This window comes from Psychrobacter sp. CoH-33_TS_01 (genome assembly GCF_058189395.1).
Map to the genome: position 1 here is coordinate 39,366 of NZ_JBVGQI010000007.1, position 13,843 is coordinate 53,208.

The following is a 13,843-nucleotide window of genomic DNA, read 5'->3' on the forward strand; positions in this document are numbered from 1 at the left end:
GGCAAAATTAATGGCTATCGCCACGATATAGTAGCATTACTAAGCTTTTACCATAACAAAAAAAAGATCGCCTTGGCGATCTTTATCTGCAAACTATAGCGGTAATAATTGCGCGCATTTTACTAAAAAAACGGTCAATTCAATAGGTTAGTCATGGGACAGTCAGCTTTTAACAGATGGCTAGTTTTTGACCAACTTTAGCCATTTAATAAATTCTAGCTATTTAAAAAGCTTAAGTCTTCTTCAGGACGGGTGGTAAAGACTTCACAGCCATTATCCGTCACGACCATAGTATGTTCCCACTGTGCAGAGAGCTTACGGTCTTTCGTCACCGCAGTCCACTCATCGGCCAGCACTTTAGTCTGCCAAACGCCTTGGTTAATCATGGGCTCGATGGTGAAGGTCATGCCGGTCTTCAGCTGCATGCCCGTACCTTTTTTACCGTAATGTAGAATCTGTGGCTCATGATGGAACTCGTTACTAATGCCATGACCGCAGAATTCGCGGACGATGCTAAAGCGCTCAGGCTCTACCACTTCTTGGATGGCCGCGCCGATATCGCCTAAATAAGCGCCGTCTTTGACCACACTCATGCCCGCATACAACGCCTTTTGTGCGACGTCACAGATACGCTGCGCCATAATTGAGCCATTACCCACGATCCACATTTTTGAAGTATCGCCGTAATAGCCATCTTTGATGACGGTCACATCAATATTAATGATATCGCCATCTTTGAGGATTTTACTGTCAGTAGGGATGCCGTGGCATACTACGTGGTTTACTGAAGTACAGATCGACTTCGGAAAGCCATTGTAGTTTAGCGGAGCCGGGATGGCTTGTTGGACATTGACAATATAGTCATGAGCAATTTGGTTTAAAGTTTCAGTGGTGACGCCAACTTTGACGTGCTCATCGAGCATGACCAACACATCGCTGGCCAGCTTTCCCGCCACGCGCATTTTATCGAGTGCTTCGGGAGATTGGATTAAAGAAGTCTTTTTCATCATGGTAGGTCTTATTTTATATAAATTTTGTAGAGCGCAATTATACCATAAAGCGGTTCGCCCCCACCAAGAGCACTTGGTTATAGTATAAAAGATGGCCATGAGCTAAACCGATAGGCAGTGCTATACAAGTAATACGGGCCAGTACACGTTAACCTGCTGATTTATACTTAAATAAACTGTATGTTATCGTATTAGTTGTATTCCTAATTGTTAAGTATTATCTTATAGCAATTGTTAAGTATTGGCTTATAGCTATAAGCCCGCCGCCATTATGCTGACGGCAAGTTAAGGACTGCTGCCCTAGGGCTATTTACAAGGATGTTATTATGAAGCTTTCTGTGGCCTCGTTGAGTGCCCTCGCCGCCAGTGCTATGGTATTTGCTATTCCCGCTACCAGCGCTCAAGCCGCCAACTATTATAACTGTGCCAATGCTACCGGCTGTAAACTGGTCAACCAGCAGCGTGCCACCTCCAACCATACCGCTACCCAATATCCTGTGGTGATGGCGCATGGCCTCGGCGGTTGGACACGCCTATTTGGGGTGGTGGATTATTGGTACGGCATTCCGCAAACCCTGATGCAAGGGGGCAGCGAAGTCTACGCCACCAAAACCTCTGCAGTGCATGATAGTGAGTACCGCGGCGAGCAGCTATTGCAGCAAGTACGCACCATTACCGCTATTTCTGGCAAACCTAAAGTCAACTTATTTGGTCACAGTCATGGCGGGCATGATATCCGCTATGTGGCCGCGATAGCGCCGGAATTGGTCGCGTCAGTCACCGCAGTCTCAAGCCCCGAACAAGGCTCAAAAATGGCCGATTGGGTGGTAAAAATGGTCACGGAAGGCAGTGCGAAAGATGGTTATGCCCCCGGTGAATTCAACCTAGGCAGTCAAGCGGCTCTAGCCTTCTTTCACTTCGTCGGTGGCTTTATGGATGTCGGCTCGGGTGTGCCCTTAAATCAGCTGCAAGAGCAAGACGGTTGGAAAGCTGTTGTGGCCCTGACCACCGACTATAGCAAAGGCTTTAACGCCAAGTACCCTGCTGCCATGCCGACCAAATACTGTGGTATGCCTGCCGATACCAAGGTCAATGGTATCCCTTATTACTCGTTTAGCGGGGTAGGGCAAGTCACCAATGGTCTCGACCCCTCTGACTATATGTTTGCGCTGACTGCGCTGAGCTTTGGCGATGAGCCCAATGATGGGCTAGTGTCTAAATGCTCAAGCCGCCTAGGCTACGTCATCCGTGATGATTATAAAATGAACCATTTGGATTCTGTGAACCAAGCCTTTGGTCTTACCGCCTGGCTGCAACCAGACCCAAAATCTATCTACCGTACCCAAGTGAATCGTCTGCGTACAGCCGGTTTATAGTCAGTAAGCGCTTATCATGGTCGGCTCGTAGCGACCAAGCTAACCGTTTACAGCGACCAGTTAAGTCTATTGTTAAGACAATAAAACAGCAGGCTGATTACCCCTTTTATTTATAACTGTATTGATAACTGCTATTTTATCTGAGCAGGGAAGCCCGTGGTATTATGCAAAACAAACAACGCTCGAAACTCGTTATCATCGTCATTGCGCTTTTGGTATTGATATTATTGGCCAGTTTTATTTGGTGGTTAAAGCCGGATAATAGCGCTGCCAATAATGCTGGTTTAAATGCTGATGGCACGCCTAGTAACGCAGTGGCTTCGGCTACCGGCGAGACTATCTTGCCGGGTAGTGCCGGTGTTGCCGGCAAGGCAAACGCTAACTCACCTTTTGTCACTGGCTTAGAAAATATGCCACGCTCGCTGCAAGATACCGATGTCGATGGTGAAATCATTATTGATGAAAATAAGCAGCTGGTAGTCACCGAAGGCCTCCGTCGCTTGTTCGATTATTTTTTATCAGCGATGGGTGAAGAGGACGAAGCCACTATTATCCAGCGGGTAGAGGCCTATATCCGCAGCCATACCCCTGAGCCTGCGGCGAGCTCTGCTATTGAGATATTCGCTCAATATAGAGAGTACCTCAAAGCCCTCGATAGCTTGCAAAACAGCTATGGCAATCTGCAGATGCAAGCGACCCAAGCAGGGGAGGTGGACTTGAGCTTAATTGAGCAGCGCCGCCAAGACATGATCCGTCTGCGCAAACAGATATTTACCCCTGAAACCATCGAAGCTTTCTTTGCAGGAGAAGATGCCTACGAAGACTACAGCATGGCGATGGTGCGGATTCAACAAGACAGCAGCTTGAGCGAGGCACAAAAACAAGCCAGCCGTGAGGACTATATCAGCCGTCTGCCGGATGGGGTCATCAAGCAAAACTTTGAGCAGCAAGCCAATTTTGGCGAATTGATGCAGCGGACAGAAGAGTTAAAAGCTAAAGGGGCTAGTCCTGAGGCCTTGTATGCCATGCGTCGCCAAATAGTGGGAGAGGCGGCGGCCACCCGTCTCGCGGAAGTCGATAAACAAGAGGCGGATTTTGATACGCGATTTAATGACTATCAGGCCAAGCGCCAAGCGCTGATTGCCCAAGCAGGTAGCGAAGCTAAAGCCCAAGCGCAAATCACTGAGCTCGAACGCAGTCAATTTGATGAGTTAGAACGCAAGCGTTTGACCGGGTATGCCAAGCTCAAGCAAGCCGAGCAGAGCAATACGCCTTAATAGCCCCTATGTATAGCGGTTAAAAAGTAACAATTCATGACCTCAACAGTCATATTATCGTGATTATAGTGCCTAATATATTAAATAATCTAAACAATCCAGCAAAGCCACTTTGCTGGATTTTTTGTTGGTTTTAATTATCGGCCTCTCTTTAGCAGTAGCAATAACATAACTACATATTGCTACTATAGGGTTAAACTTGACTAACTTACTTGCGATAAAGGCTGAACAATACCGTGTTCACCCTCTAAACAGACAAAACGACCGTATGAATAATAAACAACCAATGTTTAGTAAGATTAACGAGTTTTCAGATTACCAATTGCTTGGGCTGCCTTGCTATGTCAAAAGATAGCCGCTAATGTTAAATAAACGCTCTAAGACAGTTGTAAAAGTGGATACTTTGCTCAGTGAGGATGCTGGGCAAGCTTTTAGCCTAATCTTGTTATGTTATAGCAGGTAATACTGCTCGAAGATTAAAAGTGAGGGACTGTAATCAGCGTACAGACCCTATTATTAAACACAAGGACGTCAGAACAATGAAGAAGCCCGCCAATCGTTTTCAGCTACTCTCTGCCAGTGCAGCTATCTCTGCTATGGGGATGCTAGCTATGACCTCAACTTCCGCTTCTGCCAGCAGCACGTATTACACCTGTGATGCGCCGACGAGCTGTAAACAGGTCGATAAAAGATATCTAACCACCAGTTATAACAATACTAAGTATCCTATCGTGTTAGTGCATGGCTTTTTGGGATGGAATCGTCTGGCTGGTGTTTTAGACTATTTTAATGGCGTACCGCAAACGTTAATGAGTAATGGTGCTGATGTTTTTACTACCAAAACCTCTTCGGTCAACTCATCAGAGGTGCGCGGCGAGCAACTGCTTAAACAGATTAACTACGTGACCGCTATTACTGGCGCCAAAAAAGTCAATCTGATGGGTCATAGTCAGGGTGGGATTGATAGCCGCTATATCGCTACGGTAGCGCCGTCTAAGGTCGCCACGGTAACTGAAGTCTCCAGCCCTAATAAAGGCTCAGGCACTAGTGACTTTGTGGTGGAGAACCTGATCGATAATAAGGCGACAGCCAATCAGTTGGGTGGCAAAGTGTTGATCGCTGCGGTCGAAGCTGTCGGGGTGTCCTCCGATATTCTGTCTGGCGTACCCCTAGACCAGTTGCAAGACCAAAGCAGTCTTAATTTTGTGACCACCACCACCACCAAGGCCAGTGCTGATTTTAATGCGAAGTATCCTGCGCCGCTACCTGCGAGCTATTGTGGCCAGCCTACTTCAACCAAAGCGCCTAATGGTATCCCTTACTATTCTTGGGCAGGGATAGGCAACGTCACCAATGTCTTAGATGCCAGTGATTATGTACTAGCATTGACCGGTCAGACGCACAAAGGTGTGCCTAACGATGGCTTGGTGGATCATTGCTCTACTCGGGTGGGCTATGTGATTCGTGATGATTACCAGATGAACCATCTAGATACTATCAATCAGTTGTTTGGCTTATCGTCATTGCTCGAAACCAATCCATTGACGGTATATCGTGCCCAAGCAAACCGTCTAAAAAATGCCGGCTATTAACCCTTAGATTAGGCCTTAATCTTTAATAAAAAGCAGTATTCAAGGAGTGAGTGCTGCTAATAGTTCGTGCCATCCATGACCTAATGCAGCGTGGTGAGCCCTGATAACATTAACAGCAGCATGGCTGACTGTTAATCAAGGCTGTGTTCACCGCTATTGTTTTGTTCCACTTATTGTTTACTACAAGGAAGTATAATCAATGAAAAAAATTCCCAGCCGTCTCAAGCTGCTGTCCGCCAGTGCCGCTATCTCTACTATCGGCCTGCTAGCGATGGGCTCAACCTCTGCGTCTGCGAGTGGCTCGTACTATACGTGCGATGCGCCTACCAGCTGTAAGAAAGTCGATAGAAGAATACTCACCACCAGCTACAATGCCACCAAATATCCTATCGTCATGGTGCATGGATTCTTTGGCTGGAACCGACTGATCAGCTCTTACGATTACTTTAATGGTGTGCCGCAAACTTATATGAGAAACGGCGCCGAGGTGTTTGCGACCAAGACCTCTTCGGTCAACTCTTCAGAAGTACGCGGTGAGCAGCTGCTCAAACAGGTTAATTATATTACGGCGATCACGGGCGCGCCGAAAGTCAACTTGATGGGTCATAGCCAAGGCGGGATTGATACTCGTTATGTCGCGACTGTAGCGCCAAAAAAAGTGGCCTCAGTGACCGAAGTCTCTAGCCCTAACCAAGGCACCTTAACCAGTGACTTTATCAAAAAAAATCTATTGGAGAATGACAACCCAGGGGTGCAGTTAGGCAGCAAAATATTGATCGCAGCGGTCGAAGCGGTAGGTTTTAGTGAAGATGTGCTATCAGGGGTTCCCTTAGATCAGCTGCAAGACCAAAGCGCACTAAACTTTGTCAATACCACCAATACAGCCAGCGTAGTCGATTTTAATGTTAAGTATCCGGCCCCCGTGCCTGCTACCTATTGTGGCCAGCCAACCGCGACAAAAGCTCCCAATGGAGTGCCGTATTATTCTTGGGCTGGGACCGGCAACCTCACCAACGTGTTAGATGCCAGTGATTATGTGCTGTCATTAGCTGCCTTGACGCATAATGGTATCCCGAATGATGGTCTAGTCGATCATTGTACTGCTCGAGTGGGTTATGTGATTCGTGATGACTATCGTATGAACCACTTAGATACGATTAACCAGCTGTTTGGCCTTAGCTCTTTGTTAGAGACCAATCCGCTTACGGTCTATAGCACCCAAGCCAACCGCCTTAAAAACGCGGGGTATTAAGGGATAGTTGAGCTGAAGAGCTATTAGCATCAACGTAAATATAAACAGCCTGACTAATGATAAAAGCCCTCGTTATCGTAATGATAGTGGGGGTTTTTGCTATTTAGACGATTTATAAGGGGGACAGCGTTATAAGTCTATTAGTTATAAACCTATTTAAGTCATTGAAATATTTAAAAGTGTTAGCAGGTTATCTTGTCCCTGACAATAGATGGTAGCAAAACACCTAACAGAGCAAACACAGTTGTCTCTGTTGTCATACATAACTGCCATGACATTGGCAGGGTTTGAATCCATAATAGCGCCATTAGATAAATTAATATATTTAGCAATAACTTAAGGACTATTTTATGAAAAATTTAACCACGGCTCTATTGACTGCTACTATCGCTGTTGGCGCCCTTGCGGGTTGCCAAACCACGCCAAGTACGCCATCTACACCAGACCAAAATATGGGTGCCGCTCAACCGGTTAACTCAAAAATTCTACAAGCTTACGATTGGCAGTTAGTAGACGCAAAACGTGCCGATGGTACGAAAATTGCGCCATTATTCTATAACCCAGCTAAGCCATTGACGCTAAAATTCACGACTGAAGTGACCAACCAAAGCAATGAAGACCGTGTTTCATTCGTGAACACGTGCAATAACTTAGGTGCGGCTTACAGCATCCGTAATGGTAGCGTAGAGCTAAACAACGCGCTAAGCACCATGATGTCTTGCCCAGAGCCAGAAGCTAAATTTGATAGTGCGACTATGGCCGTTGTTCAAGGTAAATACAGCGTGTCACAGCAAGGCCAACAAGCACCAGTGTTGACTATCCAAGGTCAAGATACCGTTGCTCATTTTAAAGCGGTTAAAAAATAAGACTTGTTATTATCAACCTAGTTATTAACCGAGATCTTCTGTAAGTTGGTTTTAAAGTTTTAATCTAATAAATCCTTGCAGCAAAACACCGTCATTACTTATGGCGGTGTTTTTTTATGGAAATTTTATAAGTTTAATAATACGAGTAAGGCAGTCGCTTTTTACCACTAGGTCTATTATATTACAGGCTTACTAACCAATTATTGTGAGCTTACTATGTCTCAGGCTCAAGCCAAATTGATGCTAATTAAAACGGCTAGTTTGACGGTGTTTATCTTGTTAGCTTCGGGCTGTGCGACGACTCTGCAGAATGGGGTAGGACAGACGGTTGTGCAACCGTCAATTAACCCTACTTTAACGGCTGGTATGCCCGCTATCGATCGCCAAGGCCACATTGCCTATGTCGAGGAGCAGGGCTCAGGGACTAACAAGCACTCAGCACTGTATATGATTAGCCCTGACGGCAGTAATCGTCAGTTGCTCACTTCGGTCAATGGCTATATCTATGCGCCGACTTGGTCTATGGATGGTAGCAAGCTAGCTTATAGCGTGCAGACCACCGCGAGCTATCCTTTTATTTATGTCTATAACCTGGCAGATAACACCGTCTTTAAAGCGGTGGGGGCGGCGGGCAGCAATCTATCTCCTTCATTCTCGGCAGATGGCAGCAAGCTGCTGTATAGCTCAACGGTGGGTGGTAATGCCGATATTTATGAGCTGCAGTTGAGTGATGGCAGTCTTAAACAACTCACGACGTTGCCCAGCACCGAGGTGCAGCCGAGCTATGCGCCCGATGGTCGTAGCTTTGTCTATGTCAGTGATAAGGCCCGCGCGGGCAAGCCGCAACTGTATCGTTATAGCTTTGCCACCCAGCAGGCGAAGCGGATACCCACGTCAGGCTATGCCGCCAGCCCGCAGCTAAGTCTGGACGGCAGCAAGCTGGGGTATCTGAATGGTCGCCAAGCTGCAGTGATGTCGCTCGCTACTGGGCAAGTGGTTAACTTGGCAGAAACCGGTCTTGATGAACCCGCCAGATTATCGCCTAGTGGTCAGTATGCGGTGTATCCTGTGCGTAGTGGGCCGGAAGGCGGCAGTTTAGTGATTCGCTCATTAAATGGGGGCGCGAGCTATACCATTTCTAGTGGGGTAGGGACTACGGCTCGAGCACCGGTTTGGGGGCGCTAGCTGGTTTTCAGTCTGAGCAAGCATCAAGGCATGTTATTATCAGGATCATAATACTGAAATGAGAGCCTTATGGCGCACAAAAAAAAGAACGTCCGCAAAAAAGAATGCCCGGTTTGCTTTCGCGAGTTTAGCTGGAGCAAAAGATTGGATAAAAATTGGGATGATATGGTCTATTGCTCAGATCAGTGCCGCCGCGTCAAAAAGTATGAGAATTTAGACCATCAGGGCAAAGAAATGTGAGCAGGGCTGGGCTATGGCGCATAAAAAAATCAATTTACCACAGAAGACTGGCCCCGTATGCTAGCGGCCCTTTACTTGGCGCAAGAAGTGGGAGCGTGATTGGGATCAGGTAATTTATTGCTCTGAGCGCTGTCGGCGAAGTGGTAAGGATGATAACTGGAAAGAGTAAGCTGTGTAAAAGAATTAAAACTTGTAAATCGGGAGCTCTAAAAAACTCTAGTACTATAATTAGTTAAGGTTAATTAGTCTGCTAGAGCGTCATCTATAATAAGAATTTGACGATATGGGCTTTCTATCATTAGCGTAATTGTAGATGTATAGTGGTTTAAAAACACAAGCACATTAGCTTAAATATTAGGTGTTTTTTACTCTGTTAATACTTGATTATCCCTAATAGAGAAATGTATGACCCCTCATCAAAGTAAAAAACGTATTCTTAAGAAGTGGTATTCTTTTGATCAGCAACTGACTCTCTTGCAAGGAAGAGACCTAGTTATCAAAGATTTTGAGCGCGCAAAGCATTATTTATCTTGTATTGGTTATTATCGGTTAAGTGGATACTGGTATCCTTTTCGACAACCAATGAATAATAAGATGAGACATGATAAGTTTGTAGCAGAAACTAATTTTAATGATATTTTAGATATTTATCAGTTTGATAAGAAATTAAGATTGATTTGCTTAGATGCATTAGAGCGCATTGAAATGGCTTTGAGAACTGACATAGCTTATGTGTTGGGGCGCTCAGATCCTGAGGCTCATTTGGACAGTCGATATCTAGATGGAGAGTTTACAAAATTTGATAAGCGTCTAGGTTTTTCTAGACATGAACGATGGCTGGAGCGTTATCATCAGCAAATAAACCGGTCAAAAAAACAAGCTCTGGTTCAGCATCATTTACAACATTACGAGGGTATACCCATATGGGTTGCAGTTGAAGTATTAGATTTTGGCTCAATCTCCATGTTGTATTCAGGAATGAAATATAAGCAGCGTCAAGAGATTGCAGGTAAGTACTTGATAAATGAAAGTATTTTTTCTAGTTGGATTCATTCCTTAAACGTTGTACGAAATATCTGTGCTCACCATTCTAGACTATGGAACACTAATATCGCGAAACCAGCAAAAAAGTCCAATCAGAGTGATAATTGGCATTCATTAAACAGAAAAAAGATATTTTTCTATTTATGTATGATGAAGTATTTGTTAGCTATTATTAATCCTCGTGCTAATTGGGATGCGCGAGTTGAGTTGTTATGTACCCAATTCCCCATACCTAGTAATAAGGCAATCTCTCTTGAAGATATGGGCTTTAGAAGCTGGCAAGATTGGAAGCTTTAGTTTAGGTATTCTGTAGACAAAAAAAAGAAGACCGCCACATTTCTTATCGAGACATGCCCAATAAGTAGAGGTGACGGTGCTGTTGAGCTAATAATAGCAAACGCTATTATCGCAAACAAGATAGTTTTGTAAACTTATAGCTTGAACGAAAATGTTGTCTAAAGATATAACTGGTCTATTCTTAAAAAATAGTCAGGTTTATAAACTTTAATATAGTTTTTTTACTTATCCCGCCGAGAACAGATATTAGCCACAATAGCCCCGCTAAAGTTATGCCAGACGCTAAAGATAGCACTCGGTAGACCGGCGACGGGATTAAAGTAAGTAGCGGCTAAGGCGGCCCCTAAACCTGAGTTTTGCATACCCACTTCGATCATGATGGCGCGGCGTTGGCGTTCAGTGAAACCGCAAGCGCGGGCGATTAAATAACCAAGCGCAAAACCAATTAAGTTATGTAGAGCAACTACCAAAAACACCATGGCGCCACTGTCTAAAATAGTGGCTTTCGAGGCAGCAATAATAGCCGCGACAATCACCACGATACCCACTACTGAAAACAGCGGCAAGATGCTGGTGACTACTGCAATCTTTTTACCCAATAGGCGATGTACCACAATACCCAAAACTATCGGTAAAATAACGATTTTGGTAATGGTCAGCATCATGCTGGCCAAGTCGATATCGATTAATTGACCGGCAAATAATTTGAGTAAAAGTGGCGTTAAGACGGGAGCTAAGACCGTAGCGATCGAAGTAATAGAGACGCTCAGCGCCACATCGCCTTTGGCCAAAAAAGTAATGACATTGCTGGCGGTGCCGCCGGGACAACAGCCTACCAAAATCACGCCGATAGCGATAAAAGGGTCGAGATGAAAGACCACTGTTAATAAATAGGCAATCAGAGGCATCAAGGTAAATTGCGCTAATAGCCCCACTATGATGGCTTTCGGGCGTTTGATAATCGTCAAGAAATCATCGATATTGAGCGTCATGCCCATACCAAACATAATCAGCCCTAGCACAGGGACAATGAATTTCACCAACGGCGCAAAGACTTCCGGAAAGAAAAACCCTAGTACACCACTCACTAGCGCCCAAAGTGCAAAAGTTTTACCAATCCAACTTGATAGGGCGGCGATTTGCTTCATGGGTCATCCCTGTTTATTTGGCTAAAGCCATCTATTATAGATAAGTGGGTTTAATTTTACCTAAGTTTACTAGGCAGTTAGTAGGTTATCTACGCCAAGACTGATTTATATCTAAAAAAATACCGAGCTATCGTCTCGGTATTTTTGGTTTATTCGACTGAAGGTTAGTGCTAACCCATATCTACAGGGTAGCCAATGTCTAAGATGTCTTCGACCAATTGGGCGATATTCACTAGCGGATTTAAGCGCTGCACCATGTCTTTATTCAAAGGTTTATGGGCAAAGATGTCGGCGACGATTTGCTCATCGATAGTAATTTCACTATCGGGCTCGAAATCGGGTTGATAATAATCACGTGCCCAAGCGATATAGGCCAGCTCTTTATGCGCTAAAAATCCTAAAAATGGAATGTTTTCCATAGCGGGTGTCGCTGACCAAGCGCTCTCAGTGGCCAACTGATAAAAATATAAGCTAGCTTCCTGGTGGGCAAAAGACTCTTCATCTAAAAAGTCTCGTAGTGGGGCATTATTGGCGCTAGCGGTAATATCAGGTGCGCTGGTAGTTTGGGTTAAGGATTTGGCAAACAGCTTGCCAACGGCATAGGGGGGCGTGTCTTCCTTCATATTACTGAGCATAATAAAGTAGTGCGAGCCATTGCCGTCACGCATCTCAGCCATCGCTTGCTGGTCATCCCAATATTGGTCAAAACCAAAGTAGCGAAAATTTCCTGCAGGGTCCAATATCGCATCCAGCATGGCTAGGCTTTGGCAGGTTTTATAGAGAATCTCGGGTGTGGGTAGGTCGCTGATTTGGGGTAATACGGTTGGGTCTTGGGTCATTTTATTTTTTGCGTCCTTAATTGATGAAATTAGGTTTTTTGGCTAAAAGTTGTAGGGTTACTGATAACTAAGGTCAGGCCATAATATCGTTTTTATTAGCTTAAAGGGGCTTTGTGATGGTGAGGGTTAGCATATGACACAAACAGTTCGTCAGTTTTCATGTCAAGTAAACCACTTTAAATAGTGGTAGAGTAAATAAAACGTAAGGATAAACCATGACTACTAATAATAAGAATAACCCTTCAAAGGACAGCCTTTCCAATATTGAAATCTATCAAGGCGAAGACGGTAAGGCTGACATTCGAGTCCAGTTTGATAATGACAGCGTATGGTTAAATCGACATCAATTAGCAGAGCTGTTTGACCGGGATGTCAAAACAGTCGGAAAACACATTAATAACGTATTTAAAGAAGGCGAGCTGGATGAAGAGGCAACTGTCGCAAAATTTGCGACAGTTCAGAAAGAGGGTGAGCGACCTGTCAACTTGATAACTACAGCAGTCTTTACGAATCAGTTCGTACATATGCGCGGTAAAGGCTTCGGTTTTATCTAGTAGCAATACTGGATTGTCTTTAATATCCGCTTCATGTCTAATTATCATTTAAAGTATTATTGTTATAAGCCAAATATATGCATATTAAATAATATAAAGTTATCTATATAGAGGTTAATTATCATCTCGGTTCATATAATATGATAAATTAATTATTATTAAGAGACTCTTTATAGTTAAAAAAAGGATGTGGATAATTTGAATCAACAAGCTTGTAAGCCGTGGCAGTCTATAAACCAGCAATTAACTATACTTGAGAGTCGTGGAATGACTTTTATAGATAAAGCTAAAGCAGAGCACATTCTTGCGCATATTAATTACTATCGTCTAAGTGGTTACTGGTATCCATTTCGTCAAATGATGCTTGATTCGTCAAGAAGTGATAATTTCGTTCAAGATACAACATTCGAAAATATTTTAAACATTTATTTATTTGATAAGCAATTACGTCTTTTGTGTTTACGAGCACTTGAAAGTATAGAGATGTCAGTACGAACCAATATAACCTATAGCTTAGGCCGAATTAGCCCAATTGCACATTTCGATAAAAACAACTTTAATCAACAATTTGTAGAAAAAAATGATAAAAGAGGTAAAGAGAAAAGAATACACTATGAAAAATGGCTAGAGAAATACACTCTGCAGCTTCGGATAGCTCATAAGACTCCATTTATTAAGCATCATACAGATAATTATACCAATGTACCTATTTGGGTCGGTATAGAGGTGCTAGACTTCGGCTCAATATCGGTCTTGTATTCTGGTTTGAAAGGAGTTCAACAAAGAAAAATAGCTCAATCATATGGTGTCAATAATGCAAAAACTTTTGAGAGTTGGCTTAGATCGCTCAACTATATACGCAATATTTGTGCGCATCATGGACGTTTATGGAATGCCAATATAGATGTTATTGCACGAATGGATAAAAGTATTATGGGACTATCCTCAGCGGACAACAAAAGATTATTCTTTTATTTGCTGATGATTAAATATTTACTAACGATTATTAACCCAAACTCTATGTGGAGCGTTGAGGTTAAAAACCTGTTGCTAGAGTTCCCTAATCCTAATAATAAAGCAATCTCTTTGGATGGTTTAGGGTTTACACAGTGGCTAGATTGGGCTAATAACTAAAACTTAAGCAATAGAAAACCGCCACGTTT

The 13,843-nt window shown here is 43.8% G+C and carries 13 protein-coding genes and 1 pseudogene; 11 read left to right on the top strand and 3 right to left on the bottom strand.

The window, feature by feature from the left end; genetic code table 11:
• Positions 1-215 precede the first annotated feature (215 nt).
• On the bottom strand, positions 216-1,010 hold the full coding sequence (gene map / locus ACZ2XM_RS11230) for a type I methionyl aminopeptidase (RefSeq protein WP_490589324.1): 795 nt from the start codon (positions 1,008-1,010) through the stop codon (positions 216-218).
• 326 nt (positions 1,011-1,336) lie between these two features.
• Here map and ACZ2XM_RS11235 point away from each other — a divergent pair, with 326 nt between their 5' ends.
• From ACZ2XM_RS11235 to ACZ2XM_RS11275, 9 genes and pseudogenes are all read left to right on the top strand, one after another.
• On the top strand, positions 1,337-2,386 hold the full coding sequence (locus tag ACZ2XM_RS11235) for an esterase/lipase family protein (protein ID WP_490589323.1): 1,050 nt from the start codon (positions 1,337-1,339) through the stop codon (positions 2,384-2,386).
• Positions 2,387-2,550: 164 nt separating this feature from the next.
• On the top strand, positions 2,551-3,663 hold the full coding sequence (locus ACZ2XM_RS11240; protein ID WP_490589322.1) for a lipase secretion chaperone: 1,113 nt from the start codon (positions 2,551-2,553) through the stop codon (positions 3,661-3,663).
• 539 nt (positions 3,664-4,202) lie between these two features.
• Entirely contained in the window at positions 4,203-5,255 is a 1,053-nt protein-coding gene (locus ACZ2XM_RS11245) for an esterase/lipase family protein (RefSeq protein WP_490589321.1), read from the top strand.
• A gap of 199 nt (positions 5,256-5,454) precedes the next feature.
• Positions 5,455-6,507, top strand: a complete 1,053-nt coding sequence (locus ACZ2XM_RS11250; protein ID WP_490589320.1) for an esterase/lipase family protein — start codon at positions 5,455-5,457, stop codon at positions 6,505-6,507.
• 350 nt (positions 6,508-6,857) lie between these two features.
• Positions 6,858-7,373 (top strand): META domain-containing protein, encoded by a 516-nt coding sequence (locus ACZ2XM_RS11255; protein ID WP_490589319.1) that lies wholly within the window; start codon positions 6,858-6,860, stop codon positions 7,371-7,373.
• Positions 7,374-7,589: 216 nt separating this feature from the next.
• Entirely contained in the window at positions 7,590-8,558 is a 969-nt protein-coding gene (locus ACZ2XM_RS11260) for a Xaa-Pro aminopeptidase (RefSeq protein ID WP_490589318.1), read from the top strand.
• Positions 8,559-8,627: 69 nt separating this feature from the next.
• The gene (locus tag ACZ2XM_RS11265; RefSeq protein WP_490589317.1) at positions 8,628-8,798 is read left to right on the top strand and encodes a DUF2256 domain-containing protein; all 171 of its coding nucleotides are present in this window, start codon (positions 8,628-8,630) and stop codon (positions 8,796-8,798) included.
• Positions 8,799-8,874: 76 nt separating this feature from the next.
• A pseudogene (locus ACZ2XM_RS11270) lies at positions 8,875-8,967 on the top strand (DUF2256 domain-containing protein); the annotation flags it as partial.
• A 236-nt stretch (positions 8,968-9,203) separates the two neighbouring features.
• Positions 9,204-10,139, top strand: a complete 936-nt coding sequence (locus tag ACZ2XM_RS11275; protein WP_490589316.1) for an Abi family protein — start codon at positions 9,204-9,206, stop codon at positions 10,137-10,139.
• A 221-nt stretch (positions 10,140-10,360) separates the two neighbouring features.
• Here the strand turns inward: ACZ2XM_RS11275 and ACZ2XM_RS11280 are convergent, their stop codons facing one another.
• Both ACZ2XM_RS11280 and ACZ2XM_RS11285 read right to left on the bottom strand, forming a co-directional pair.
• The gene (locus ACZ2XM_RS11280; protein ID WP_490589315.1) at positions 10,361-11,287 is read right to left on the bottom strand and encodes a bile acid:sodium symporter family protein; all 927 of its coding nucleotides are present in this window, start codon (positions 11,285-11,287) and stop codon (positions 10,361-10,363) included.
• Positions 11,288-11,457: 170 nt separating this feature from the next.
• Positions 11,458-12,126 (bottom strand): hypothetical protein, encoded by a 669-nt coding sequence (locus tag ACZ2XM_RS11285; protein WP_490589314.1) that lies wholly within the window; start codon positions 12,124-12,126, stop codon positions 11,458-11,460.
• Positions 12,127-12,341: 215 nt separating this feature from the next.
• Here ACZ2XM_RS11285 and ACZ2XM_RS11290 point away from each other — a divergent pair, with 215 nt between their 5' ends.
• Complete coding sequence (locus ACZ2XM_RS11290) at positions 12,342-12,680, top strand: virulence RhuM family protein (protein ID WP_490589313.1); 339 nt, start codon at positions 12,342-12,344, stop codon at positions 12,678-12,680.
• Between the two features lie 198 nt (positions 12,681-12,878).
• On the top strand, positions 12,879-13,814 hold the full coding sequence (locus ACZ2XM_RS11295) for an Abi family protein (protein WP_490589312.1): 936 nt from the start codon (positions 12,879-12,881) through the stop codon (positions 13,812-13,814).
• The last annotated feature ends 29 nt before the right edge of the window (positions 13,815-13,843 follow it).

Bases quoted from the DNA above. Each gene is read 5' to 3' on its own strand.
- map (WP_490589324.1), bottom strand. From the start codon at position 1,010: ATGATGAAAAAGACTTCTTTAATCCAATCTCCCGAAGCACTCGATAAA.
- ACZ2XM_RS11235 (WP_490589323.1), top strand. From the start codon at position 1,337: ATGAAGCTTTCTGTGGCCTCGTTGAGTGCCCTCGCCGCCAGTGCTATG.
- ACZ2XM_RS11240 (WP_490589322.1), top strand. From the start codon at position 2,551: ATGCAAAACAAACAACGCTCGAAACTCGTTATCATCGTCATTGCGCTT.
- ACZ2XM_RS11245 (WP_490589321.1), top strand. From the start codon at position 4,203: ATGAAGAAGCCCGCCAATCGTTTTCAGCTACTCTCTGCCAGTGCAGCT.
- ACZ2XM_RS11250 (WP_490589320.1), top strand. From the start codon at position 5,455: ATGAAAAAAATTCCCAGCCGTCTCAAGCTGCTGTCCGCCAGTGCCGCT.
- ACZ2XM_RS11255 (WP_490589319.1), top strand. From the start codon at position 6,858: ATGAAAAATTTAACCACGGCTCTATTGACTGCTACTATCGCTGTTGGC.
- ACZ2XM_RS11260 (WP_490589318.1), top strand. From the start codon at position 7,590: ATGTCTCAGGCTCAAGCCAAATTGATGCTAATTAAAACGGCTAGTTTG.
- ACZ2XM_RS11265 (WP_490589317.1), top strand. From the start codon at position 8,628: ATGGCGCACAAAAAAAAGAACGTCCGCAAAAAAGAATGCCCGGTTTGC.
- ACZ2XM_RS11275 (WP_490589316.1), top strand. From the start codon at position 9,204: ATGACCCCTCATCAAAGTAAAAAACGTATTCTTAAGAAGTGGTATTCT.
- ACZ2XM_RS11280 (WP_490589315.1), bottom strand. From the start codon at position 11,287: ATGAAGCAAATCGCCGCCCTATCAAGTTGGATTGGTAAAACTTTTGCA.
- ACZ2XM_RS11285 (WP_490589314.1), bottom strand. From the start codon at position 12,126: ATGACCCAAGACCCAACCGTATTACCCCAAATCAGCGACCTACCCACA.
- ACZ2XM_RS11290 (WP_490589313.1), top strand. From the start codon at position 12,342: ATGACTACTAATAATAAGAATAACCCTTCAAAGGACAGCCTTTCCAAT.